This is a genomic window from Actinomycetes bacterium (genome assembly GCA_024222295.1).
GTDB lineage: Bacteria > Actinomycetota > Acidimicrobiia > Acidimicrobiales > Microtrichaceae > JAAEPF01.
In genome coordinates, this window is sequence record JAAEPF010000034.1 from 208,864 (window position 1) to 233,108 (window position 24,245).

A 24,245-nucleotide genomic window follows, 5' to 3' on the forward strand; every position below is an offset into this window, starting at 1 on the left:
GTCGTGTCGGGCTCCGGAGCCCAGCCTGTCAGGTTCAGCCGCACCGGCAATGCCATCACGAGGCGCAAGCGATTCGACATCGCCCGGTTTCCAGCACGCGCGAGGCCGTATTGTCTCGTGTATGGCCATCACGGAGCAGAGCCAGCCACCAGTTGCTGCCGGCGCAGCCGGCAGGTCGCAGCAGGAGGAAGGCGGCATCCTGTACGAGTGGGGTCCGCAGGCTTGGATCGACATGGTGATGTCGAAGCGCATGCTCGTCGACCGCGGCGGGCCGATGGTGCCCTACACGTTCCTGCCGATCCTGCGGATGAGCGCGGATCCGGCACAGATCGACCGTGACTGGGCCGAGATACGCGAGTGCCGCGAGAAGGTCCGGCTGCTCGACTCCCCCCGCCAACGGTGGCGCAAACGCTACGGCAACTTCGTGCGCGAGATCGAGTGGGCGTTGCTCGAGCTGCGCAAGCACTTCACCCAGGAGCAGTACGAGGAGATCGTGGTCGGCACCGCGGTTTCGCTGGCGCATGAGAACTCCTCCGACTTCCTCGAGATGATGAACAAGATGACCGAGTCATCCGCTGGGAGCGCGGTGGTCGAGGGCGCCTCCAGCGAGCCATCGCGCCGCCAGAAGCTCGCCTTCGAGATGTTCAATCCCGCCGGGTTCCTGACCGGTCCGGCCGAGATCACCGAATATGACCCGGGTGGCGGCCAGGTCACGATGTTCATCCCCGACTGCGGCTGGCACTCGTGTGGCAAGCGCGAGGACCTGCCCAATCCTGACAAGCTTCCCGAGGAGGGCTGCCTTCTCATCTGCAAGGCCACGTTCGAGGAACTGTTCGACGGCGAGGAGAGCCCGCTGACGATCAACTTCGAGCCACACCTGCCGGACACGTCCTGCACGGCACGGATGAGCTGGAAGCCGAAGGCTTGATCCGCGACCTGCTGGCCCGGGTCGGCGGGGCCGGGGCCGATGCCGAGTCGGTGAGTGCGCTTCGGGCGGAGATCGAGCGCCTCGAAGCGCAGAACGACAAGCTTCGCCGGGCGATGCGCCAGTGCATCGATTGCGAGTACCGCATCGAGGTGATCGGACGCCGCACCAGCGAGGGCCTTGCTGCCGACGGGGGCGACGTGGAAGGCCTGGACCCGGACAACGCCGGCTCAGCCGACTGACCCCGGTTCAGGCGGTCGTCACGACGGCGCGCAGCATGGGCCGACCGTCCGCCAGGTCGAAGGCTTCGGTCTGCCACACGCCGTCGCGATGGCCGGCGAAGCGCGAGGCCGTCGAGCGGAACGGTCCGTTGCGCCCGGGCGACAGGAACTGGACGCTGGCGCTCGCAGCCGGTGCAGTGGCGGCGAGTTCGGCCGGGGAGATGGCGAGCGCTGCGGCGACACCGCCATGCAGGATCCCTGCGCTGTTGGCCACATAGCCGTCGAACCCGAGCTCGATAGCGGCTGGCTGGTCTCCGGGTGCCGCGGACTCCAGGCCGAGGCTGGCGGGGAACGGCTGGGTGAGCGCGCAGGCGTCACCGCCCATGCGCCACACGGCGTCCGGATCTACGCCAGGCATCTCCATCTCGCGGTTCGCCCCGGCCCGGGGGACACGGGCGAACTGCCCCTCGGCATGGGCCACGAGCACGTCGCCGCATTCGACCCGGCACTCCACGAAGATGAGGCGCTTGCCGGCCTTGACCACCCGGCCGTGGACCATGAGGTCGCCAGAAGGCTCTGCAACGTTGTTGGTGAACCCGAACGACAACGCTGCGGTTGATCCCCAGTCGGGCTGTGCTTCCATCACCGACACGAAACCGACCGCTTCGTCCACGATTGCGCAGACGACCTCGGAGTACACAGTCCCGTCAGGGCGCAGCACAGCGTCGCCGACAGGTGCCGTCAGTCGGATGTGGCCGGGTCGGGGGAGGCGGTATGCGAGACCGAGGTCGCGGCCGAGGTGGTGCTCTGGCGGGTAGTCGTCCCAGGCGGGCATCCGGGCAGGATACGCGTCTCCCGACACCGGGCCGGCGCCGGCGGTAGCCGCATGGGCGGGTGCCGCGGCTGTGGTCCATGGGCGACACAACCGAACGGGACTCCCATGAGGACCACGAAGCTCGCGTTCCTGATCGCTGCCTTCCTGTTGCTCGTCGGTGCATGCTCCAACGACGACTCAGACTCGACGTCGACAACCGCCGGCGATTCCACCGAAGACAGCGGTTCCGATTCGGGGGACTCCGCATCCGAGGATGCGCAAGACAACGAGTCCCAGGACCGAGACGCTGCGGGCGGGGCCGCTGACGCGGTCATGATCGAGTCGACGACCGTGAAGGCTCCGGTCGATCAGCTCTACCCGGGCACCGATGCGATCACTTCCGGCGAGGTGACCGCCAACTGGTACCAGTTGGGCGGCAACTACGTGGTCGTGTACTCGGGACTCGATCTGGACTCGATCGGCCCGGCGTGCCCGGGCAACTCGATCCGGCTGGCAGACGGATCGTTCTCGTCGGTGTCCAACGCCCCGACGGCCGACGGCGGGTGTGAGGGTGCAACCACGCCCGAGCCGCCCGCACCCCCTACCGTCTGCGACGGGATCGTCGTGTACACCACCGCAATCTCGAGCTCCGATGAGGGCACCCTCTACGGCAGCTTCGAGATACCAGCGGCCGATGGCAGCTTCACGGGCGGCACCAGCACGGTCGCGGCCGACGCATCCGCCGCTCCCGAAATCGACACCAGCGGAGCCAGCTACGAGTTCGAGGGAACTGTCTACACCTGTTGATCGGTTGGCTTGCCTGCGGCGGTCGCGGGCGAACTCAGAGCCCGTGCCCCGATGCCGCCTGGTCGAGTTGATCCGACATTGCCCCGATGCTCAGGTCGGCCGAGGTGTCGGGCTCCGGCGCGACCGTGGAGAGGTCGGCGGTGTCTTCCGCGGCGAGTCGGCTGACAGCACGACGGCCTGTCGTCGCCTGGCGTGGTTGCGTCGCCGCGAGTTGATGGTCCTCCGAAGACGGATGCGGTTGTAGCGCTGGATCGCCACGAAGGGCACGTGGACCACGAGGGCGAACACAGTCATCACGATCCCGCCCCACAGCGGCAGCACCAGCAGGAATGCCGGTCCGGCGAGCACGTTGGCCCAGTGCACGTACTCAGCACGTCGGGTCTCTGCGACGAACCGTTCGAGGTTCTCCGAGCTTCGGTCGGCCAGGCGATCCTTCGCGAAGCCGCCTCTGAAGAGGGCGCCGGCCTCCGGAAGGCTGTCCTTCCAGTTCCGGATCCGCAGGCGTCGTTCATAGAACCTGCCACCATGCTCGAACTGTCGCGGGTTGGTCAGCCAGGTGTCTCGTGACACGAATCCCAGCGGCAGGCGATGACCCGCCCAACCGGTGACGAATCCGATGCCGAGCCAGACGGCAGAGAGGACCAGGACCGCGATCGGCGCGGCGGCCTCTGCAATGTTCAAGCGTTGCTCCCGAGGGTGAGCGGTACCTCTCGGCCGCGCCACTGGACTGCACGACGCACCCGGGTCGCCCACAGGGAGCGGAAGAACACGGCGAAGAACACGGCCAGCCAGAGCGGGTAGAGCACGCCGGCCAGACGCGAGAAGTTGCCCAGCCTCGAGAACATGGACCCGACCTGCCAGGCGAACAACCCGCACAACGTGAGGGCGCCGGCGGCCTGGCCGAGTTGGCCCATCGAGCCGGCGAGCATCGAGATCGTCGTGCCCATGGCTGCGAGCCAGAGCACCGCTGCGGCCAACCTGGGCTTCGGTGTGCTGCCCGCACCGGTGGCGAAGTTCTTGGTCCAACCCTCGACCATCGAGCGAGGGCCGTCCGGATACATGCGGAACCGGAGTTCCGGTCCCCCGACCATCACGCTGACCGAGCGGTCTGCAGCCGAGTAGCGCCGGGCGAGGGCGATGTCCTCCACTATCTCGGCCCGCACGGCCCGGTGGCCACCCACCAGGTCGTAGTCGGCGCGCGTGGTGGCCATGACGGGGCCGAACGCTCCCATCGGCTCTCCGCTGCGACCCGCACCGATGCCCATGACCGAGACGGTTGCGAACAGCGCCGATGCGTCCTCCCAGTGCTGTTCGACCTCGTGGTAGGGCTCCACCGACACGAGTCCACCCCGTGACTGGAGCTCGCGGATGACCGCCTCGATGGCACCGGGCTCCACGCGGACATCTGCATCGAGGAAGATGAGCACTTCGGACCGGGCGGCGTGGGCGCCGATGTGGCATGCCCACGATTTGCCGAGCCATCCGTCAGGTGTGGGGCCTGCGTCGAACACGCTGACTCCGTCGAAGCCCAGAGCGATCGCCCTGGTGTCGTCGGTGGAGCAGTCGTCGACGACGATCACCTCGGAACCGATCGGCCGCGCCCTCGAGAGGTCGCCCAGCAAGTTGGGCAGGGATGCCGACTCGTTGCGTGCCGGGATGACGATCGAGATCGGCGGCACCTCGTAGACCGTGGATGGATGGACGTCACCGGGTCTCACACCGAGGAGCCGTGGCGAGCCGAACAGCCACCACCCGGCAGACCAGCCGACCAGCGCCAGCACTGCACTCCACATGTTTCGCTCCGGTTCTGCTTGCCGCTGTTGCTTCGTGTTGTTCTTCGCCGGTTGCGGCTGCGACGGATGCGGCAGCGCCTGCAAACGCCGCGATCTGACGCTCCGTCAGAAGCTGGATATCGTCTCGGGATCCGCGAAACGGGGGAATGAAATGCCTGACGAGATCACGCTCGACCCGGAGACCGTTGCCCGCTACCAGTTCAAGGGACAGGACGTGCCTTGGCTTCTCGACCACCGTGCCGAGCACCGCGGCGAGCATCCCTTTCTCATCTGGGAACCGAAGTCGGGTGAGGCGAAGACCTGGACGTGGGCCGAATTCGCGCAGGCAACCAAGGAGGTTGCAGGCGGGCTCGCTGCCCGTGGAATCGGAGACGGCGACACAGTCCTCATCCACGCCGAGAACTGCCCCGAGGCCGTCATCGCGTGGTACGCCGTTGCGCGCCTTGGTGGCGTAACGGTCACCACCAACACCCGAAGCGTCGCAGCCGAACTCGAGTACTTCCTCGAGCACTCCGCAGCCAAGGCCGTCATCACCCAGCCGCAGTTCGCATCAGTAGTGGCCGACACGAGCGCCGAACTCGATTGGGTGGTCGTGACGGGCGACAACTCCGGTGAGGCTGCTCCTGCGGACCAGCTCGACCACGGCCACGACGGCTTCGATTCCCTCTACGGCGACCCCGACGCCGTTCCCGAGCTCGAAGCAGACCCGCTGCGGCCAGTCGGCATCCTGTTCACGTCTGGCACCACCTCGAAGCCGAAGGCCGTCGTGCACACGCACGGCAACGTGCTGTGGGCCGCCAAGGTCAACCCCTCCAACATCGACTTCACTCCCGACGACACCTACCTCTGCTACCTGCCGTTCTTCCACGTCAACACGCAGGGCTGGGCGATCTGGACCGTTCTCGGCACCGGCGGCACCGTGGTGCTGCAGCCGAAGTTCTCGGCGTCGCGGTTCTGGGAGGTCATCCACGCCCATTCGGTCACGCACATCTCGCTGATCCCGTTCGTGATCAAGGCGATGATGGCCGAACCGATCCCGGAGCACTCCGTGCGCGTCGGTGTGTTCGGGCTGATCATGCCGATCCTCGACGAGATGCTTGGCATGCGGGTCATCGCTGCCTATGGCATGACCGAACTGGTCGGCCACTGCATCCGTTCCAACCCCTATGAGTCGTACCCCGACATGGCGATGGGCAAGTTCGCACCCGGGTATGACTGGATGCTCGTCAACCACGAGACCGGCAAGCCCGCCGAGGTCGGAGAGATGGGCGAGATCTGGATCCGCGGAATCCGCGGGATATCGGTGTTCCTCGAGTACCTCAACAATCCCGAGGCCAATGAGAAGATGTTCACCGGCGACGGCTGGTGCCGCACCGGCGACATCGCCCGCCTGGAAGCCGACGGCAACATCTTCTACTGCGACCGCGACAAGGACGCCCTCAAGGTCGGCGGCGAGAACGTGTCGGCCCGCGAGGTCGAGGACGTCTGCCGCACCGTTGCCGGCATCGACGACATCGCTGTGGTCGCCAAGAGCCATGAGATGCTCGACATGGTCCCGGTCGCGTTCGTGATCCGCAACGAGATGGGCGAGCCCGAGGAGCAGATGGGCGCGGCGATCATCGAGGCGTGCAAGGCCAACCTGGCCGACTTCAAGGTTCCCAGGGCCGTCTACTTCCTCGATGAGTTCCCCACCGCGGAGCTCGGCAAGATCGCCAAGAAGGACCTGCGCGACCTGGCTGACACGTACGACCAGGTCTGACCTCCGCTTCCGGGGCCCGCAGCCTCATTACGCTCGGGCCATCGACGATGGCGAGCCCGCAGCGGCACCCCCGAACGCGCGGGGCAACCGATACTTCGTAACCCAGGAGCGCCCGCCTCGTCGGCGTCGGGCCTCGGATGCCCTCGTACTCATCGTCGCCCTCCTTGCGGTGCTGGTCACCGCCACTGCGAGTCGCCGGCCGCGGGCGATCGAACGATCGATTGCTGACACGATGGCGGAGTTGCCCGAACTCATCGCGTCGTTCGCCGGGATCTGCATGTTCGCGGCGACTGCCACCGCAGCCGTTCTCGTTGTCGGGGTGGTCCTCAACGGCCGGCGCGCCCTCGACTTGCTGCGCGACATGGCGGTCGCAGCGGTAGCGACGATCGGCCTCACGCTCCTGCTGTCACGGATCGTGGAGGGCGAGTGGACCTCTCTGGTGGATCAGTACCGCGGCAGCGAGGACGGATTCCCGGTGCTCCGGGCGGCGGTCATCGCTGCGTTGGCCGTGGTGTCGGCGCCCCACTTCACACGCCCATTGCGCCGGCTCGGCTACACCGCGGTCGCCGCGGCGGCGATCGCGGCGGTTGTGCTCGGCGAGGGGTCCACAAGCGATGCCCTCGGTGGTGTGGCCCTCGGGTTCGCTGTCGGCTCGGCCGTGATGCTGGCCTTCGGATCACCGCTCGGATTCCCCGACCTGTCGGCCATCTCGGAGGGTCTGGACCGCTTGGGGCTGCGGGTCACCGGGCTCGAGGTCCGCAACGACCGGTCGTGGGGCCAACGCGTCGTGTTCGGTCATCTCGATGGGGCGCCGGTGGAAGTGAAGGTGCTCGGCCGCGACGCCGAGGGTGCCGCAGCTCTCGCTCGTTTCTGGAGGACCCTCTGGTACCGGGGGGCGAGCGGCTACGGCGACACGTCGCGGGTGCGCAACGTGGAACACGAGGCCCTGATGACCATGGTGGCGGCGGACCGGGGCGTGCCGGTACCGGCGGTGCGCGGTTTCGGTCTCGCTGGCGACGACCTCGCGGTGATCGTGCTCGATCATCGGGGTGTGTCGCTCGCCGAGCTCGACAATGCCGGTGACGACACCATCGACGCCATGTGGGCCGCTCTGGCCGGTGCCCACGAAGCGGGGCTCGTGCACGGCGCGGTGTCTGCTTCGGCGGTGCTCGTCTCCGACGGTTCAGCCCGGCTGACCAACTGGGCCGATTCGACGGCATTCGAAACCTCCGGTGACGTGGCGGGCCGGGCCGACGACGTGGTCGCAGCTCTGTATGCGAGTGCCAATCGGGTCGGCACGCAGCGGGCAATCGAGTCCGCGCGAAGGGTGCTGGGAGACGATGCCCTGGTCGAGGCGATGCCGTGGATGCAGGCACCGGCGCTGCCATCGGCGACCAGACGCGAGGCGGACGACCCGAAGGCGCTGATGAGCAGCCTCCGCGAGGGACTGGTCGAGGCACTCGGAGTCGATCCCCCGGAGCCGGTGAAGCTGCGTCGGGTCACATGGGGTCAGCTCGGGATGCTCGTGCTGGTGTTCATCGCAGCGAACGCGCTCGTGGGGATGCTCGGCGGCATCGACTTCGCCGCAGTGTGGGACGTACTGAGGACCGCAGACTGGGAGTGGATCGTCGTCGGGTTCGTGATCGGCCAGCTCGTGTTCCTGCCCGAGGCCACCGGCATGCTGTTCGCCGTCGGCCACCCGATGCCGCTGCTGCCGCTCACGGTGTTGCAGGTGGCGGTGAAGTTCATTGGCCTTGCGGTGCCGAGCGCAGCGGGGCGGGTGGCAATGAACGCCGCGTTCCTTCACAAGTACGGGCTGTCGGTCACGATCGCCACCACCCAGGGAGCCGTCGACGGACTCGCCGGGTTCACCGTGGAGTCCGGGATCCTCGTGCTCGCCCTCATCTTCGGGGACCTCTCGTTGCAGCTCGAGACCGGCGACCTGCCCTGGGGGCTCATCCTCGCCGCCGTGGTGTTGCTGGCGCTGGGCGCAGTGGTCGCATTCACACGGGTCCAGAAGCTCAAGGAGATGGTGTTGCCGATCCTCAAGGAGGCGTGGGGGCTCTTCGGCGACGTACTCAGGGACCCCCGCCGCTCAGCTGGGTTGCTCGGCAGCAACCTGGCGTCGCGGGTGGTGCTCGGCATCACCCTGTGGCTGGTCCTGGAGGGCATCGGGACACCCCTGCCGCTGGTGACAGCGGTGGCCGTGACAGTCGCCACGAACCTGCTGGCCGGACTGGTTCCGATCCCGGGCGGCATCGGTGTGGCCGAGGCGACGCTCACAGCGCTGTTGGTGATCCTGGGGCTCCAGGAGGATGCCGCGTTCGCCGCGGCGGTGACATTCAGGGTCTGCACCTTCTATTTCCCGGCAGTGGCGGGCTTCTTCGCCACGGGCTGGCTGCGCAAGCGCGAGTACCTCTGACGACACTGCTGCGCTCGAGCGCATCCGGGCGAGGGCCCCTTGGCGAACCCACGGCCATGGCGACCGACAATCCGCTCAGCACCGAATCCCCGAACCCTTTGCATGGCCGGCGGTTTCCCCGCGTTGTCGGCAGGGACCTCAACGGCAAGGAGCGGCAACTGCCCGGTGCTCTCAGCGGCGAACGGAACGTGGTCGTAGTCGCCTTCCGTGCCGAACAGCAGGCAATGGTCGACACCTGGGCGCCGTGGTGCGAATCCCTCGGAACCGACGACGGTGGTTTCGCCTGGTACGAGATCCCTACCGCTTCGCTCACCTGGGCGCCCCTGCGAGGCTTCATCGACGGGGGGATGGCGGCAGCAGTCGACTCGGCTGGGCGACGTCGCACCATCACGGTCTACGGCGACCGTCGGCGCATGACCGAAGGGCTCTGCATAGACGACACATCGACCGTGACCGTGGCCGTGGTCGACGGGGAGGGAATGGTCCGGGAGACGGTGACGGGGCCGTACTCGCTGGCGGCAGCAGCACGGCTGGAGGCGGCGATCGGCAGAATAGGGACCATGGCCCCGGAACCCGACAGCAGCGACGAGCAGGTGTTCGACTTTGACTTCGAGGATCGATTCAAGCCGCTGCTGCGCATCCTCGGCGTCGCTCCGAGCACATCGAGGGTGGTGGTGGGCAATGGACGCCTGCGGGCCTACTTCGGTCCCTGGACGTTGGACACGCCTCTCGACAACATCACTTGTGTGCAGCGCACCGGCCCCTACAAGGCCCATCGGGCGATCGGGGCCAGGGGCTCGTTCGCCGACTCCGGCGTGACCTTCGGCAGCACGACTGCCGGCGGGCTGTGCGTGCGCTTCCGTGAACCTGTGCCCGGCCTGTTGCCGGTTGCGGTCGCGACGCACCCGGGGGCGACCTTCACGGTGAAGGACCCCCGGGCGCTCGAGGAGTTGCTACTGGAGCTCTGCGAGCTCGACTGAGCCGCATGGAACCTCAGCCCTCGCAACCCTGGCCGACTGACCGGACCGCCCTCTGCTCACCGACGTGGATGTCCACCACGGCACCGGGCACCTGGCTGGTGATGGTCTGGCAGGCAGCCGTCGCATCCTCGGCGGTCGCATCGGGCCACATCGAGATCGATGCCCGGCCGTTGATGATGGAGGTGGCGGCCACGGCGTCGACCCATGGGGCATCGCCGGCTGCTTCCTCTGCTGCATCGAGGTCATCGAGCGACAGTTCGACGACGTTGTCCTCGCACATCTCGCTTTCCCAGGCGACGATCGTCATGGCGGCGCTCATCTCGTCTGCCCCGAAGGACTCGGAGTAGTCCGCCGAAGGGTCCGCGGCCAGCTTCTCGTAGGCCCGTCTGACCACCTCCACCTCCCTGGCCACCAGATCAGGTGCGGAGGCCTCGAGCCTCTTGAGGGTGTCGATGCTCCCGCCCGGATCGTGGAAATCGACCGAGGACGCCTCGAGGAGGAGTTCACACAAGCCAGGGTCGGGAACCTCGTCGCCCGGAGCGGCAGCGGCTGCCTCCTGAGCTGCGGCTGGTGCGCCGTCGCCCGCCGCGGAGGCATCGACCTGCTGGTCCGAGCCCACCGAGCAGCCGAGTCCCGCCAGCGGGAGTGCGAGGGCAAGGGCAAGGCCGATCAGTGCCCTGCGGGGGTTCCGTGTCGTTGTGTTCGATGAGTTGGACATGTCCTGTGGTTCCTTCGGACGGGCGGCCCGTTGCCGCCGTTCACCTTCCAGATCCCGACGGACGGCGGTTCTTCCAGTTCCTCGCCGGATTCTTCGGCAACACCCGTCGATTGCATGGATTGGTGCCGCGAGGTGGGTGACTGTGTGACGCTGTCTGCCATGAACGTTCGCCGTTGCATGCGGTTCACCGTCTTCGCGCTGTTTGCCGTCGCTGTGGTGTCGGTCGTCGCTGGATGCAGCACCGGTACCGGCGAGGAGGCGGCAACAGAACCGGCTTCGAACGCTGAACCGCGCACAGAAGGCGCGGAACCCCCCGTCGACTGCCTGGCCAGGCCGGACGAGTGCTCCCTTGCCGATGTCGCGAGGCAGGCCGGCTTCCTTGTCGGTGCCGCCACCGACTCGGACCTGATTGACGACCCCGCGTACGCCGATGTGCTGGCCGCGGAATTCAACTCGCTGACCGCCGAGCGCGAGATGAAGTGGCAGGACCTCCAACCGGCCCGCGGCGAGTTCGACTTCGCGGGCGCCGACGAGGTCGTCGACTTCGCACGGGCCAACGAAATGGAAGTCAAGGGCCACACCCTTCTATGGGCGCAGCAGTTCATCGATGCCACCCCCGACTGGGTGGAGGAGATCACCGACCCGGCAGAGCTGCGGGCGGTGATGCGTGCGCACTTCGCAGAGGTGCTGGGCCACTTCGGTGATTCGGTGGATCGATGGGATGTGGTCAACGAGCCGCTCGAGACGCTCGGAACCGGGGTCTACGACAACCATTTCCGCCAGGTGCTGGGTGACGGCTACATCGACGAGGCGTTCCTCCTCGCCGACGAGTTGGCGCCCGACACGAGGTTGTTCATAAACGAGGCGGCAGTCGAGAACTCGCCGCAGAAGGCGGAGGCGCTGTACCAGCTCGTATCCGCGATGGTGCAGCGTGGCGTGCCGATCGACGGGGTGGGCCTGCAGGGCCACTTCCTCGGAGACCTGCCGGCGCCGGGCTCGATCGAGGCCCTCTTGTCAAGGTTCGGGGATCTCGGCCTCGAGGTGGCGATCACCGAGCTCGACGTGGTCACGCCGCCATCGGGACCCGACCCACAGGCGCAGGCCGGCCACTACGAACAGGTGGTGTCGGAATGCATCGCGGCCGGGTGCCGCGAGGTCACGGTCTGGGGTGTGCACGACGCCCAGAGCTGGCTCGACGACTTCCTGAACCGTGACAACACGGATCCGCTGCTGTTCGACGACGAGTTGGAGCCCAAGGCTGCTTACGACTCGACCAAGCGGGCCATTGCCGGGTCAGCAGGCTGAGCTTCCGGGCGCAGGATCAGACAAGGACCTCGACCCAACCGTGGATCACCCGGGTCTTCACCGGTTCAAGTTTCAGCGCATCGATGCTGCCTGAGCGCCGCTTCGGGTTGCGGCCGATGCAGTTGCCGTCGGAGTCGAAGTGAAGGGCGTGGAACGGACAGCGCACGCAACCTGACTCAACGGTGCCGCCGTGCCCGAGGTGGGCGCCCTGGTGGGGGCAGTAGGCGGGTAGCACCACAGGACGTCCCCGCTCGTCGAGGTGAGCGGCCATCTGCAACTCGTCAACGGTGAATGCCCGCACCTCCACCGCGTCGAGGTCCGTTACCCGGGCGAGGACCCGCCACCGCGGCTGCGGCACCGGGGCGTCATCGACAGCCTGCGTTGGGTCGGCCAGGTCGAAGCCGGGTGGATAGAAGCTCTCTCCCCAGCGCATCACGGCGTCGAGGTGGCTCTCGGAGGGCAACAGGTTCGGGCTGCGGGTGTAGCGGCGGTTGCGCCAGATGATGGCGTCGATGTCGAACTCGTTCTGGATGTAGCCGGCCATCACGCCGGCCGCCACGTCGGCGATCGCCTTGCCCCGCGACACCCGGCTGAAGACCTGCTCGGCGCGGTCGGGAAACGTGTCGGGTGCCAGCGCGATCGTGACGTAGACCCTGGTGCGGTTCGGGCCCTCCGGTGTCAGGCTGACCAGGGAGTGCATGTCGGGGGAGCCCTTGCCCGTAGCGCCGACGACGGCGAGGCAGGGGCCGTGGTACACGTAGTCCTGGATCAGCTCCAGTTCGGGGATCACCTTCGAGAGCGCCCGGATGTGTGCCTTGGTGGAGCACTTGCCGTAGCGGAACCGGGTCTCCTGTTCGAGGGTGATCTCCGTCTCGCTGACCTCGTGGTTGTAGATGCGCGAGTGGTCCCAGAGGTGCACCGCGGAGAAGTGCAGGTTGTCCGAGCCGTTCTCCACGAAGTCCATCACGTGGGTGTCCTCGAACACCGAGGGCGGGCTCGAGCGGTACTCGGTGGGGTAGAGGTCACTGAATAGGTCCGGGAACGGCCGATCGGGCGCGGACAGGTCATCGCCGTACCAGACGAAGACCAGCCCTATCCGTACCACGACGGTCATCTCGGTCTCACCCTCGAACAGCACCCGGTACGGGGCCACCGCATCGCCCGTCGGCTCCACGGTCACGAATGTGTCGAGAAACAGAATCTCGCGCGGGCGGTCCCGCTCATACTCGGCAACCGGGATGAGGTTCATCCAGGTGTGCAGGCGCTGCGGCCTCGCGGCGGCCGGACGGGAGGTCGTCCGCACGTGCTCCCCTGCCACCGCCGCGACGGCGTCGTTGTCGACATCGGTGCTCATCGGCACTGACTCTATTCAGTCCGGCCCGGTCGCTGACGGCTGTGTCAGCTGGGCGGTGGGCTCCGACTCCGTCGTGGCGATTAGAAAGGACGGACCCGACGCGTTGTTGCGTCAGCGCGCGACAGGAGGCACATGGCAACTGCGATCGAGACAGATGCGCTCACCAAGAAGTGGGGGGAACTGGTGGCCGTCAATTCGCTCGACCTGTCCGTGAGGGAGGGTGAGTGTTACGCCTTCCTCGGCCGCAACGGCTCCGGCAAGTCGACCACGGCGAGGATGCTGCTCGACTTCCTGCGCCCCACCTCGGGCACCTCGAAGGTGCTGGGCGGTTCCGGGGCCGACCCGTCGATCCGTTCCAGGGTCGGGTACCTGCCGGGCGACCTGAACCTGCCGAGGACCATGGACGGCAACGACGCCTTCGACTTCTTCGGTGGGTTGTCGGGCAGCGCCCACGATCCCGAGCGCGACTCACTCGTCGAGCGCTTCGGCCTCGATCCCACGAGGCCGTTCCGGGAGTTGAGCACCGGCAACCGCCGCAAGGTCGGGCTCGTGCTGGCCTTCATGGGCGACCCCGAGCTCCTGATCCTCGACGAGCCGACCAGTGGGCTCGACCCGGTGCTGCAGGAAGAGTTCCGCGACCTTCTCGCCGAGCGGAAGGCACGCGGGGCCACCATCTGGCTCACCTCCCATGTGATGGCCGAGGTGGAGCGCGTCGCCGACCGTGTCGGGCTCATCCGCGATGGCGTCATGGCCGAGGAACTGGAGATGGCCGATGTGGCCCGACAGGCGGCCAGCCGGATCAAGCTCACCTTCGACGGTGCTGTCACGGCATCCGCGTTCGATGGGGTGCCCAACGTCGCCGAAGCACGCGATGAGGGTGGCGCTGTCCTGTTGTCCATGGACGGACCGGTCGCCGACATGCTCACCCGGGCAGGGGAATTGGGTGCCACCGGCATAGAGACGGAGCACCAGGACCTCGACGATGTGTTCCTCGACCTGTTCGACAAGAAGGGGGGTGGGTCATGAAGGCTGCTCTGAGCATCTATGTGCGCTGGATGCGCGACCGTCGCCGTTCCACGATCATGTGGACCCTCGGCATGGTGCTGATCATCGTCGCCACAGCGGCGTTCTATCCCAGCCTGTCATCGGCCACCGGCGAGTCCCTGGAAGACAGCAGCGGTGCCATGAGCTCCCTGCTGGGCCTCTCCGCGGGGATCGACCCTTCCACCCCGCTCGGGTTCCTGTGGATCGGGCTCTACGCAAACATCGTGCCCTGGGTGCTGATGGCGCTCGGCATCGCACTCGGCAGCGCTGCAATCGCGGGCGACGAGGAATCGGGGGCGCTCGAGTACCTGCTCTCGCGGCCGATCACGCGCAACGAAGTGGTGGCGGGCCGCTTCGCGGCAGCATTCACGATCCTGCTCGTGGTCTCGCTGCTCTCGGCTCTGTCCTTGGTGGCCTCGATCCCGTTGTTCGATCTCGCTGATTCCGTAACCACGACAGCCCTCGACGGCACCACGTCAACCGCGCCCGGAGCAACGGCTGGGGATGTGGCGGCCGGCACCTTCGCTGCCTTCGCCGTGGGACTCGGCACGATGGGGTTGGCTTTCCTCATAGGCGGGATCAGCGGGCGCAAGGGGATCACACTCGGTGCGTCGTCCGCGATCGCAATCGCCGGCTACGTGCTCTACACCCTCTCGGAGATGACCGGATCGCTCGACTTCCTCACCTGGGTGTCGCCGTGGCGCTGGTACATCGACGACGCGATGCTCATCAACGGCCTTAGCTGGGATGTCCTGTTCCCGTTCGGCATGGCCGTCGTCGGCCTGCTCGTAGGGTGGTTCGCGTTCCTGCGGCGCGACCTGCAGAACTCATGACCACCGAGGTTCCGTGCCTGCGCGTCGGGCCCGGGTTCTCCCTTGTCGAGATACTCGTCATGTTCCCGACCAGCAGGTTCGTGCCGGCACACGAAGCGCCCGACCAACTGGCAGAGGCACCGTACGAGGTCGGGCCCCGACCTCGGATACCGAGCCTCACCGCGCGAACCAGCTGCGAACACTTGATGCAGAGCGCGCATCCGCGCGCAGGCCTCCGGGCGAAGTGATGGGCAGTCGGGCGATCCCCAGCCCGCACCCCCCAACCCCCCAACCCCCCGGAGGAGATCATGAAGAAGTTCATCGGAGTACTCACAGCATCGCTCATGGTGGCACTGCTCGGCACGAGCGCTGTTGCGTCGGCGCAGGAAGAAGAGCCCACACAGAACATCGTGGAGATCGCTTCGGGCAACGAGGACTTCTCGACGCTCGTGACCGCAGTCAGCGAGGCTGGTCTGGTGGACACCCTGAGCGGCGAAGGCCCCTTCACCGTGTTCGCCCCCACCAACGAAGCGTTCGCAGCACTGCCAGAAGGCACGCTCGAGACCCTTCTCGCCGACCCCAGCGGTGCGCTCACTGACATCCTGACCCTGCACGTCGTGTCCGGAGCCGTCGATTCCGCGGCTGCCATCGCAGCAGCCGGTGGCAACGTCGAGACACTTGGCGGACCCGTGGCGGTCGAGCTGCGTGGCGATGACCTCTACGTCGGCGGCGCCAAGGTCGTGACCACGGACATCAAGGCCACCAACGGCATCATCCACGTGATCGACGCCGTCATCACGGAGCCGGCGACCCCCGAGGTCATCAACGCAGGCGGCACCGGCGTGCCGACCAACCCGGCATCGCCCGTCGTGCTGGCCATGCTGGTCGGACTTGGCCTGTTCGGCCTCGCCATCTCCGGTCGCTCGCTCGCCCGGGCACGCAACCAGGGCTGAGTCATCCGACGCAGCACTGCAACAGTGACGATGACGGTCTCGGCGCTCATGTTGGGCGCCGGGATCGTCGTCGCGCTGCCGGTGTCAGGCGAAGAACGGGTCGACCTCCAGGGCCAGGCGACCGCCCCCGCGGTCGGATCCTCGTGGCAGTCAGCGGCCGGCGTCGCCGGGCTGGCGGACGTGGCGGACGGGATCCAGCCGTCCGCTCCCGAGCCCTGGCTCGCCGGTGCCTTCGACGAACCGGAACCTTCGGAGCCGAGCGTGCAGGCCTCCGGTTCACCGGTGGCGAGCGCCGCAGACCCGGTCGGGTTGGCGATCCCCTCGATCGGTCTGGTCGCCCCGGTCGTGCCGACCGGCATCACAGAGGATCGCGAGATGGAGATCCCCCAGGTGAGGGAATCGGGTTGGTATCGCTACGGCGCCTCACCGGGCGACGGTCGTGGGTCCGCCGTCATCGCGGCCCATGTCGACTTCAACGGTGAAACGGGTGTGTTCCGCGACCTGGGTTCCGTGCAGCTCGGCGACGAGGTGATCGTGACAGACACGGATGGCACGGCACGCCCGTTCGTGGTCACCGAGCGCTACCAAGCGGCCAAGGCCGAACTGCGCACAGCAGAGCTGTTCCGCCGCGGTGGTGATCACGTGCTGACCCTGGTGACCTGTGGCGGCGGCTTCGAAAACGCCGATCGCAGCTACACGGACAACATCGTTGTGCGGGCCGTCCCTGCATGACGCTTCACTCGAGCGACTTGATCACCGTGCGGACGAGCCATCTTGCGTTGTCGATCACATCGGGCTGTTCGAGGCCCAGGGAGATCCGCTGGTGCACCCACCCCGCCGGGGACAGGACCGTGCCGAGGTTGAGTGCTGCACTGCGCAGTGTGCCCACAGGAGCGGTCGGGTAGCGATCGCGCAGGGCCGTTGACATGGAGCCGGGTCCCGGCCCAGCGGCTGTGCCCGGCGGTGCGGTTGCCGGCAGTGTGGCAGCCCAGTTCGATCGTGCGAGGGCGATCGTGAGTTCGCGGTGCGACTCGAATCGATTGAACAGGTCGCCGGCATAGTTCTCGAGTTCGTCGACGGAGTCACACACGGGCACCAGAACCATGGGCCCGATCCTGTCTGCAGTAGCCCGCAGCAGACCTTCGCGGCTGTGGAAGTGGCGGTAGATCGTGCGCTCACCCACGCCCGCCTGGGCCGCAACCGACCGCATCGTGGGCTCGCGCCCGCTCAGGACCACCTGGACCGAGGCTTCCAGGAGCCGCTCACCGGTTGGCGGAAGATGTCCTTGTGGCAGACTGTCTGTCGTGATGACAGACAGTCTGCCACAAGGAACGGAAGATTCCCGCCGGCGCACCCGTTGTGACCCGCCGGCAAGGGGCGGAGTTCACGAGAAGTCGTCAGCGCCTTCGCTGGTCTCGGGGTCGCTGCGCAGCACCGTGATCAGCAGGAAGTAGAGCAGCGGCAGGCACAGGTACAGCAGCAGGCTGAGTGTCGGTGACCAGTCGGCGACCGCCATGGCCAACAGGTAGATCACGATCGGCGCGGCCGCCAGGTACCAGCCGACGCGCCGGTCCTCGCCGACAGTCGGCTCCCAGAGCAGGTCGGGATTGCGCACCACGTATCCGTACAGCGCGGTACGGGCGAGGCTGGCAGCGATGAGCACGACTCCGTAGACGTGCAGGGCGACGGGTTCGCCGTGGTATTCGCCGAGCAGTGCGGAGGCGAAGGGGATCAACGCGGTGGGCAGCAGGAACAACAGGTTGAGCCACACGATTCCGCGGTCCGCGTAACGGATCTTGGCGAACAGGTCGCGATGCCACACCCAGTAGGTGCCGGTGATCCCGAAGCTGATCACCCATGCGATGAGCGTCGGGCCGACTTCGTCGAGGGCCTCGCGCAAACCGGTCGAGGGGAGGTCTGCCGGGACCGAGATCTCGAGCACGAGGATCGTGATGATGATCGCGAACACCCCGTCGGTGAACGCCGCGACCCGCGATGGATCGCGGTGCCGCGCGCGCCGGTCGGGAACCTGTGTCTGCGGGCCGCCGTCATCGACCATCGCCGTCAGTCTCCCACGGCCGCTGCTGTGCGCGTTGGAGGTGACCGGCGGTCAGGACCAACCACCGTCGTGGGCCACGAACTGGCCGGTCACGAACCCGCAAGTACCGTCCAGATAGGCACAACAAAGGGCGGCGCACTCCTCGAGGGTGCCGAGTCGGCCGAGTGGGACCTTGCTCTCCACGCGCTTGCGAACCTCGGGGTCATCCGCGCCCGAGGCGGCCAGGAAAGCATCGAAGTCCATGAAGTTGGTGCCGAGGGAGTTGACCTGCACGCCGTTGGGGGCCATCTCTCGGGCCACGTTCTTGACCAGGTGCGTGGCGCCCGCCCGAAGCGCGGAGTAGATGGACGCCCCGGGGGTCACGCGGGCGCCCGATGAGCTGGTGACCACCAGCACCTGGCCGCTGCCCGCCTGCACCATCGGGGGGAGCACTGCCTTGAGGAACTGGTAGGGAGCGTCGATCAGGCCCTGTTCCAGCGTTGCCAGCTGATCCGCCGTCGAGTCGAGGAACGCGCCGCCGATGATCTGACCGGTGAATGCAACGGCTGAGTCCACACGACCGAAGGTGTCCAGCCCGACGTTGACGAGTTCACCTGCCTTGTCCGGGTCAGCGAGATTCCACACGTGCTCGGCGACGACAACGCGCGAACCGGCCGCCTCCAACTCCTCGACCAACCCTTCGGCCGGATCGCCGATCACCAGATCGTGCCCTCGCCGCGCCAGCTCGCGGGCCAGCGGAGGCCCCAGGTAGAAGCTTGTGTTGGCGACGAGTGCAACACGTCGCCCGCCGTGATCGGTGCCGTCGTCTGTGCCTCTGTCTGTGCTGTCGGTCATCGGCACATGCCATCCGCCTGCAGCGGGCGTGTCAACACGTTGCCGCCGGGGATCCCTCATTTGGGCGATTCACATTCGGCTACCCTCTGGCCCACCACTCGGGTCGGGGGCCCGACGTGGCGACAGACGGGGGTAATCAGGGGTGCAGCCACCCGGCGTGACGCTGAAGATGCCGGCATCGCTGCGCACTCCCGCGCGGGTGCTCGGACCGGCCCTCGCCGTGATGGCCTTCCAGCTGGTGGTGTTCTGGATCCCTCCGTTTGAGGAGCCGCAGGTCTACGTGCTCGGCCTCACCCAGGGACTGCTGGTGGCATTGATGGCGATGGGTCTCTCGCTGATCCACCGCGCCAACCGGATCATCAACTTCGCACAGGCAGACCTGGGCATCGTGCCCGCCGCGCTGGCGGTGAATCTCCTGATGCTGTCGGGCATCAGCTACCTGTTGGTGCTGTTCGGCGGGATTCTCCTGTCGCTGGTGGTCGGCGCCGTGGTCGAGCTCGCAGTGATGCGGAGGTTCTTCCGGGCCCCGCGACTGGTTGCCACGGTCGCCACCATCGGACTCGCCCAGCTGCTCGCGGTGACGGCGGTGTGGCTGCCGAGCGAGCTGTGGAACCGCCAGCCGGTCATTGAGCCCTTCCCCCGCGAGGTGTTCCCGTGGGACTTCACGGTCACCCTCAACGGCTTCCCGTTCCGCACGCCGTACACCATGGCCTGGATGCTGGCCCCGGCCGCCATGATCGCAGTGGGAGCAGTGCTCCGCTACACCAACGTGGGCATAGCGATCCGGGCCTCGGCCGAGTCGGCCGACCGGGCACTGCTTCTCGGCATCCCGGTGAAACGGATCCACACATACGTGTGGGCCATGGCCGGGGCGCTTTCGTTCATCTCGTTGTTCCTCTCGGCCGGCCTGTTCGGCCTGCCGGTCGTGGGGGCGCTGGGTCTCACCGTGTTGCTCGGTGCGCTCACGGCGGTGACCCTGGGCCGGCTCAACGACCTGCCGACGATCCTCGTGTCGTCGATCGCAGTCGGCATGCTCATCCAGGCGGTGTCGTGGAAGAGCTCCACCTCGGTGCTCGGCCTGTTCGAGATCCCACTCAGCAGCCTCGCAGTGCCTGCGGCGCTGGGCGCCGTGATCGTGGCCACGCTGCTGCTGCGACGCGGCGGGTCCACCCGGCTCGACGCCGATACCTCGTCCACGTGGCGCAATGCCGAACAGGTACGCCCGGTGCCGCGGGAACTGGCCCGCCTGCCCGAGGTGCGACTGGTGCGTTGGGCTGGGCTGCTGGTCGTGCTCGGCCTGGTCGTGGCCGCCCCCTGGCTGCTCGGCAGCACCGCCAACGTCTCCAAGGCCGCAGCACTGGTCGCGTTCTCGATCATCGGCCTGTCGCTCGTGGTGCTGGTCGGCTGGGCCGGACAGGTCTCACTCGGCCAGCTTGCGTTCGCCGCGGTCGGTGGAGCGCTCGGCGCCAAGGCGATAGTCGACTGGGGCCTCGACCCTGCGATCGCAATCGGGATCGCTGCGCTGGCCGGCGCCGTGACGGCCACGATCGTCGGGCTGCCGGCGTTGCGCGTGCGTGGCCTCTACCTGGCGGTTGTGACTCTGGCCTTCGCCCTGGCTGCGGTGGGCTACTTCCTCAACCCCACGTTCTTCGAATGGGTACCCCAGGGCCGCATGTCGCAGCGCCCGGATGTGTTTGGTGTCTTCGGAATCGACTCGGCGCGGTCGTTCTACTTCCTGTGCATCATCGTGGGGGTGGTCGTGCTGGCCGCCCTCGAAGGCGTTCGTCGGTCGCGCACGGGCAGGGTGCTGGTGGCATTGCGCGACAACGAGGCCGGCGTGGCGGCATACGGCGTGTCGGTGGTACGCACCAAGCTGGTCGCGTTCGCCATGTCCGGGGCGGTGGCAGCTGTGGGTGGCGCGCTGTTGGTGCTTCTGCAGCGGGGCTACACCACCACCCTCTACCGGCCGTTCGACAACCTCGTCATCTTCTCCGCAGTCGTCGTCGGCGGTGTCGGTTCCCTCGTGGGTGGTGTCATCGGGGCCGCGTTCCTCAAGGGAGGCGACTGGTGGCTACCCGGCAACTGGCGCCTGCTGGTGTCGGGAGCAGGTGTACTGATTGTGTTGCTGCTGCTGCCGGGCGGAATCGGTGGGGCCCTCTTCTCGCTTCGCGACTCCTTTCTGCGTGCGGTGGCGCGCAGGCGCGACATGGTCGTGCCGAGCCTGCTGGCGGACGTCGCGGAGACCGAGGCCGAGGTCGAGGAGGCGTTCGAGGAATCCGCCGCCCACATGGCTGCCGAGCAGCGCAGCGATGCGCCTGCCGGGACGGATTCTGCGGAGGCCGGTCCGGCGACCGATCCGGGTGATGAAGTGGGAGCGCCGCAATGACCGCGCCACTCCCGATGCAGGGACCCGGTCGGTGGGGGCGGGCTGCCAAAGCACTCGCCCATCCGGTGGACACGGCGCGGGCAATGCTCGACGACGGCCCGGTCATGGTGCTCGTCATCCTGTTCCTCCTCAACGGCGTCGATGAGCTCACACGCACCGCCTTCGGTGTCCTGGCACCCGACATCGCCGATGACTTCGGCGTCGGCCTGACCGGGATCTTCACGGTGCTCGCCTTCGTGGCTGCGGTGGCACTCGGCCTGCAGGTACCGGTCGCCACCCTTGCCGACCGGTACAACCGGGTGCGCCTCGCCGTGTTCGGCGGAATGGTGATGGCCGTCTTCTCGACCCTTGTGGGCTTCTCGCCCAACATCTGGATCCTCGGCATCACGATGGGCGCCACAGGGCTGGGCAAGTCGTTCATCGACCCGACCCACAACTCGCTGCTGGCGGACCACTTCTCGCCGGATGTCCGCGCCCGTGTGTTCGCCTTCCACCGGGCCGCCAACTCGGTGGGCCAGTTCGCCGGACCGCTGCTGGCCGGCTTCATCGCCTACTACTTCTCGTGGCGGGCCCCCTTCATCCTGTTCGGCCCGATCATCCTGCTGGTCGCGCTGCTGGCGCTGTTCATCAAGGAGCCCATCCGCGGCCGATTCGAGCGCGAGGCCGCCGGAGCGAACGAGGAACTGCTCGACATCGAGGAGCCACCACCGTCGATGGCGGAGGCCTGGCGGATGTGCTGGAAGGTCGACAGCCTCCGGCGGATCTACCGCACCTTGCCGTTCCTGGCACCGGCGATCGTGGGGTTCGTCTCGTTCGCTTCGTTCCTCTACGCGGACGAGTTCGGGCTCGACGAGCGGTCGCGTGGCGTCGCCGCCTCGTTCACCGAGCCGGCCCAGATCCTCGGGTTGGTGATCGGCGCCTCGGTCGGCACGCGCATGTACCGCAAGGACCCTCGCCTGGTGTTCAGGTTCCTCGGTACGGTCGCACTTGGGGTGGCGGTGCTCGCCGTGGCATTCGCGCTGTCACCCGCGTGGTTCCTGAGCATCGGCGAGATCAAGCTGCCCTGGGTGGCGCTGTTGATCAATGCCGTCATCTCCGGGTCGCTCGCGTTCCTGATTCCCGGGATCCTCGCCGCACTGTCGGTGGCGATCCCTCCCCGTGCCCGGGCGATGGGCTTTTCAATGATGTCGGTGTTCGTGATCCCGGGCCTGGTCCTGCTGCCGATCATCGGTGCGCTCGGTGACGCCTGGGGCATCCGTACCGGGATGATGCTCATGGCACCGATGTTCGCCATCGGTGGGTTCTCCATCCAGAGCGCAGGGGTGCTGATCAAGCGCGACATCGACGACGTGTGGACGGGTTCAGCGGCCCGCGCCGAAGTGCTCCACCAGCGCCGTGAGGGTGTGGCCAAGCTGCTGCTCGTGCGCGGTGCCGACGTTTCCTACGGCGACGTGCAGGTGCTGTTCGGCGTGGACTTCGAAGTCGACGAAGGGGAGATCGTCGCCCTGCTCGGCACCAACGGTGCCGGCAAGTCAACCCTTCTGAAGGCGATCTCGGGCATCGCCGAGGCGGACCGGGGTGCGGTGCTGTTCGACGGGGTCGACATCACACACGCGCCGCCCAACGAGATCGCGAGCAAGGGGATCGTGCAGATGCCCGGAGGAAAGGGCGTGTTCCCGACCCTGTCGATCGCCGAGAACCTGCGGGCCGCAGCCTGGATGAACCGCCGCGAGGCCGACGTGGTCGACGAACGGATCGCCGAGGTCTACGAGATGTTCCCGGCGCTCAACTCGCGGCGCAGCGAGGCGGCGGCGAACCTGTCGGGCGGCCAGCAGCAGATGCTCGCGCTCGGCATGGCGTTCCTGTCGCGGCCACGCCTGCTGATGATCGACGAGCTCTCCCTCGGCCTGGCTCCACTCGTGGTCGAGCAGTTGCTCGGCACGGTGCGCGAGATCGCGAACCGGGGCACCACCGTGATCATCGTGGAACAGTCCGTCAACGTGGCGCTCAGCCTCGCCGACCATGCGTTCTTCATGGAAAAGGGCGAGATCCGCTTCAGCGGGCCGACCGCCGAGCTGCTCGAGCGCCCCGACGTGCTGCGCTCGGTGTTCATGGAGGGCGCTGCCAAGGGAGCAGGGTCGGCCAACGGCAACGGCAGTGCCGACCGGTCGGACGGTGGCGGATCCACCGAGCCGGTCACCCGGCGCCGCGAGCGGGAACGCTCCGATGACACCGCACTGCGCCTCGCCGGAGTCACCCGGCGCTTTGGTGGCATCACCGCGGTGCATGAGGTCGACCTCGACATCCGCGCCGGGGAGATCGTGGGGATCATCGGTGCCAACGGTGCGGGCAAGACCACGCTGTTCGACATCATCTCCGGGTTCACGAGCCTCGACACGGGCCGCATCGAGTTGTGCGGTCACGACATCTCCCAGCTGTCACCGCACAAGCGAGCGGCTGTCGGGCTGGGCCGGTCGTTCCAGGACGCGGCGCTGTTCCCGAGCCTCACCGTGGAGCAGACGCTCGCGGTCGCGCACGAGATGTCGATGGATGTCCGCAATCCCCTCATCGAGGGCCTGTGGCTGCCGGCCGCCTACGAGAGCGAGGAGGCGGTCGCGGAGTCGGTGGACAGACTGGTCGACCTGTTCGGCCTCGGTGCCTTCCGCTCCAAGTTCGTGCACGAGTTGAGCACCGGGTCACGGCGGATCGTCGACATAGCTGCGCTGGTGGCACACCGACCTGACGTCGTGCTCCTGGATGAGCCGAGCTCCGGAATCGCACAGCGCGAGTCCGAGGCACTGGTGCCGGTCATAAACCGCATGCGCGACGAGATGGGCCTCACGATCGTCGTGATCGAGCACGACATGGCGCTGCTCACCGGGATCGCTGATCGGCTCGTTGCCCTCGAGAGCGGTTCGGTGATCGCCCGGGGCGCACCCCACGAGGTCCTGGCAGACCCGGCAGTCGTGCAGTCATACCTTGGAGGCTCTCAGGTGGCGATCGCACGCAGCGGAAGCGGGGAGCCACAATCGTGAACATCGCAACGCCGACCACCCGCG

The 24,245-nt window shown here is 67.4% G+C and carries 21 protein-coding genes; 13 read left to right on the forward strand and 8 right to left on the reverse strand.

Annotated features, from left to right (window positions below):
- The first annotated feature begins 121 nt into the window (after window positions 1-121).
- Window positions 122-928, forward strand: coding sequence for a hypothetical protein (locus GY812_13605; GenBank protein ID MCP4436516.1), 807 nt, complete (start codon window positions 122-124; stop codon window positions 926-928).
- Window positions 925-1,167 (forward strand): hypothetical protein, encoded by a 243-nt coding sequence (locus GY812_13610; protein ID MCP4436517.1) that lies wholly within the window; start codon window positions 925-927, stop codon window positions 1,165-1,167. The genes GY812_13605 and GY812_13610 overlap by 4 nt, the downstream gene beginning before the upstream one ends.
- 7 nt (window positions 1,168-1,174) lie before the next feature.
- Here GY812_13610 and GY812_13615 read toward each other — a convergent pair whose 3' ends face one another.
- Window positions 1,175-1,981: a hypothetical protein gene (locus GY812_13615; GenBank protein ID MCP4436518.1), complete on the reverse strand. Its 807-nt coding sequence runs from the start codon at window positions 1,979-1,981 to the stop codon at window positions 1,175-1,177.
- A 105-nt stretch (window positions 1,982-2,086) separates the two neighbouring features.
- Between GY812_13615 and GY812_13620 the strand changes: the two genes are divergently transcribed.
- Entirely contained in the window at window positions 2,087-2,767 is a 681-nt protein-coding gene (locus GY812_13620; GenBank protein ID MCP4436519.1) for a hypothetical protein, read from the forward strand.
- A 90-nt stretch (window positions 2,768-2,857) separates the two neighbouring features.
- Here GY812_13620 and GY812_13625 read toward each other — a convergent pair whose 3' ends face one another.
- The gene (locus GY812_13625; GenBank protein ID MCP4436520.1) at window positions 2,858-3,448 is read right to left on the reverse strand and encodes a hypothetical protein; all 591 of its coding nucleotides are present in this window, start codon (window positions 3,446-3,448) and stop codon (window positions 2,858-2,860) included.
- Complete coding sequence (locus GY812_13630) at window positions 3,445-4,560, reverse strand: glycosyltransferase (GenBank protein ID MCP4436521.1); 1,116 nt, start codon at window positions 4,558-4,560, stop codon at window positions 3,445-3,447. Before GY812_13630 ends, GY812_13625 begins: the two co-directional genes overlap by 4 nt.
- Here GY812_13630 and GY812_13635 point away from each other — a divergent pair.
- The 3 genes from GY812_13635 to GY812_13645 all read left to right on the forward strand — a co-directional run bounded on the left by GY812_13635 (window position 4,559) and on the right by GY812_13645 (window position 9,721).
- A complete protein-coding gene (locus tag GY812_13635) occupies window positions 4,559-6,319 on the forward strand; it encodes an acyl--CoA ligase (GenBank protein MCP4436522.1) in 1,761 nt (586 codons plus the stop codon). The genes GY812_13630 and GY812_13635 overlap by 2 nt on opposite strands.
- Before the next feature lie 241 nt (window positions 6,320-6,560).
- On the forward strand, window positions 6,561-8,741 hold the full coding sequence (locus tag GY812_13640; GenBank protein ID MCP4436523.1) for a hypothetical protein: 2,181 nt from the start codon (window positions 6,561-6,563) through the stop codon (window positions 8,739-8,741).
- A 560-nt stretch (window positions 8,742-9,301) separates the two neighbouring features.
- On the forward strand, window positions 9,302-9,721 hold the full coding sequence (locus tag GY812_13645; protein ID MCP4436524.1) for a hypothetical protein: 420 nt from the start codon (window positions 9,302-9,304) through the stop codon (window positions 9,719-9,721).
- A gap of 13 nt (window positions 9,722-9,734) precedes the next feature.
- On the opposite strand, the gene GY812_13650 is transcribed toward GY812_13645, so the two are convergent.
- Window positions 9,735-10,439: a hypothetical protein gene (locus GY812_13650; GenBank protein MCP4436525.1), complete on the reverse strand. Its 705-nt coding sequence runs from the start codon at window positions 10,437-10,439 to the stop codon at window positions 9,735-9,737.
- A gap of 159 nt (window positions 10,440-10,598) precedes the next feature.
- Between GY812_13650 and GY812_13655 the strand changes: the two genes are divergently transcribed.
- Window positions 10,599-11,744, forward strand: coding sequence for a 1,4-beta-xylanase (locus GY812_13655; protein MCP4436526.1), 1,146 nt, complete (start codon window positions 10,599-10,601; stop codon window positions 11,742-11,744).
- 16 nt (window positions 11,745-11,760) lie between these two features.
- Here the strand turns inward: GY812_13655 and GY812_13660 are convergent, their stop codons facing one another.
- Window positions 11,761-12,177, reverse strand: coding sequence for a Rieske 2Fe-2S domain-containing protein (locus GY812_13660; protein MCP4436527.1), 417 nt, complete (start codon window positions 12,175-12,177; stop codon window positions 11,761-11,763).
- Between the two features lie 1,053 nt (window positions 12,178-13,230).
- Between GY812_13660 and GY812_13665 the strand changes: the two genes are divergently transcribed.
- The 4 genes from GY812_13665 to GY812_13680 all read left to right on the forward strand — a co-directional run bounded on the left by GY812_13665 (window position 13,231) and on the right by GY812_13680 (window position 16,639).
- On the forward strand, window positions 13,231-14,124 hold the full coding sequence (locus tag GY812_13665; GenBank protein MCP4436528.1) for an ABC transporter ATP-binding protein: 894 nt from the start codon (window positions 13,231-13,233) through the stop codon (window positions 14,122-14,124).
- Complete coding sequence (locus GY812_13670; GenBank protein ID MCP4436529.1) at window positions 14,121-14,975, forward strand: ABC transporter permease subunit; 855 nt, start codon at window positions 14,121-14,123, stop codon at window positions 14,973-14,975. The genes GY812_13665 and GY812_13670 overlap by 4 nt, the downstream gene beginning before the upstream one ends.
- Before the next feature lie 287 nt (window positions 14,976-15,262).
- Complete coding sequence (locus GY812_13675; GenBank protein ID MCP4436530.1) at window positions 15,263-15,907, forward strand: fasciclin domain-containing protein; 645 nt, start codon at window positions 15,263-15,265, stop codon at window positions 15,905-15,907.
- Window positions 15,908-15,931: 24 nt separating this feature from the next.
- A complete protein-coding gene (locus GY812_13680) occupies window positions 15,932-16,639 on the forward strand; it encodes a class F sortase (protein ID MCP4436531.1) in 708 nt (235 codons plus the stop codon).
- Window positions 16,640-16,643: 4 nt separating this feature from the next.
- Here the strand turns inward: GY812_13680 and GY812_13685 are convergent, their stop codons facing one another.
- The 3 genes from GY812_13685 to GY812_13695 all read right to left on the reverse strand — a co-directional run bounded on the left by GY812_13685 (window position 16,644) and on the right by GY812_13695 (window position 18,800).
- The gene (locus tag GY812_13685) at window positions 16,644-17,144 is read right to left on the reverse strand and encodes a helix-turn-helix transcriptional regulator (protein ID MCP4436532.1); all 501 of its coding nucleotides are present in this window, start codon (window positions 17,142-17,144) and stop codon (window positions 16,644-16,646) included.
- A 147-nt stretch (window positions 17,145-17,291) separates the two neighbouring features.
- On the reverse strand, window positions 17,292-17,966 hold the full coding sequence (locus tag GY812_13690; GenBank protein MCP4436533.1) for a DUF1211 domain-containing protein: 675 nt from the start codon (window positions 17,964-17,966) through the stop codon (window positions 17,292-17,294).
- A 51-nt stretch (window positions 17,967-18,017) separates the two neighbouring features.
- Entirely contained in the window at window positions 18,018-18,800 is a 783-nt protein-coding gene (locus tag GY812_13695; protein ID MCP4436534.1) for an SDR family oxidoreductase, read from the reverse strand.
- A 157-nt stretch (window positions 18,801-18,957) separates the two neighbouring features.
- On the opposite strand from GY812_13695, the gene GY812_13700 reads away from it, so the two are divergent.
- Together GY812_13700 and GY812_13705 are read left to right on the forward strand one after the other, a co-directional pair.
- Window positions 18,958-21,186 (forward strand): ABC transporter permease, encoded by a 2,229-nt coding sequence (locus GY812_13700; protein MCP4436535.1) that lies wholly within the window; start codon window positions 18,958-18,960, stop codon window positions 21,184-21,186.
- The gene (locus GY812_13705) at window positions 21,183-24,221 is read left to right on the forward strand and encodes an MFS transporter (protein MCP4436536.1); all 3,039 of its coding nucleotides are present in this window, start codon (window positions 21,183-21,185) and stop codon (window positions 24,219-24,221) included. The genes GY812_13700 and GY812_13705 overlap by 4 nt, the downstream gene beginning before the upstream one ends.
- The last annotated feature ends 24 nt before the right edge of the window (window positions 24,222-24,245 follow it).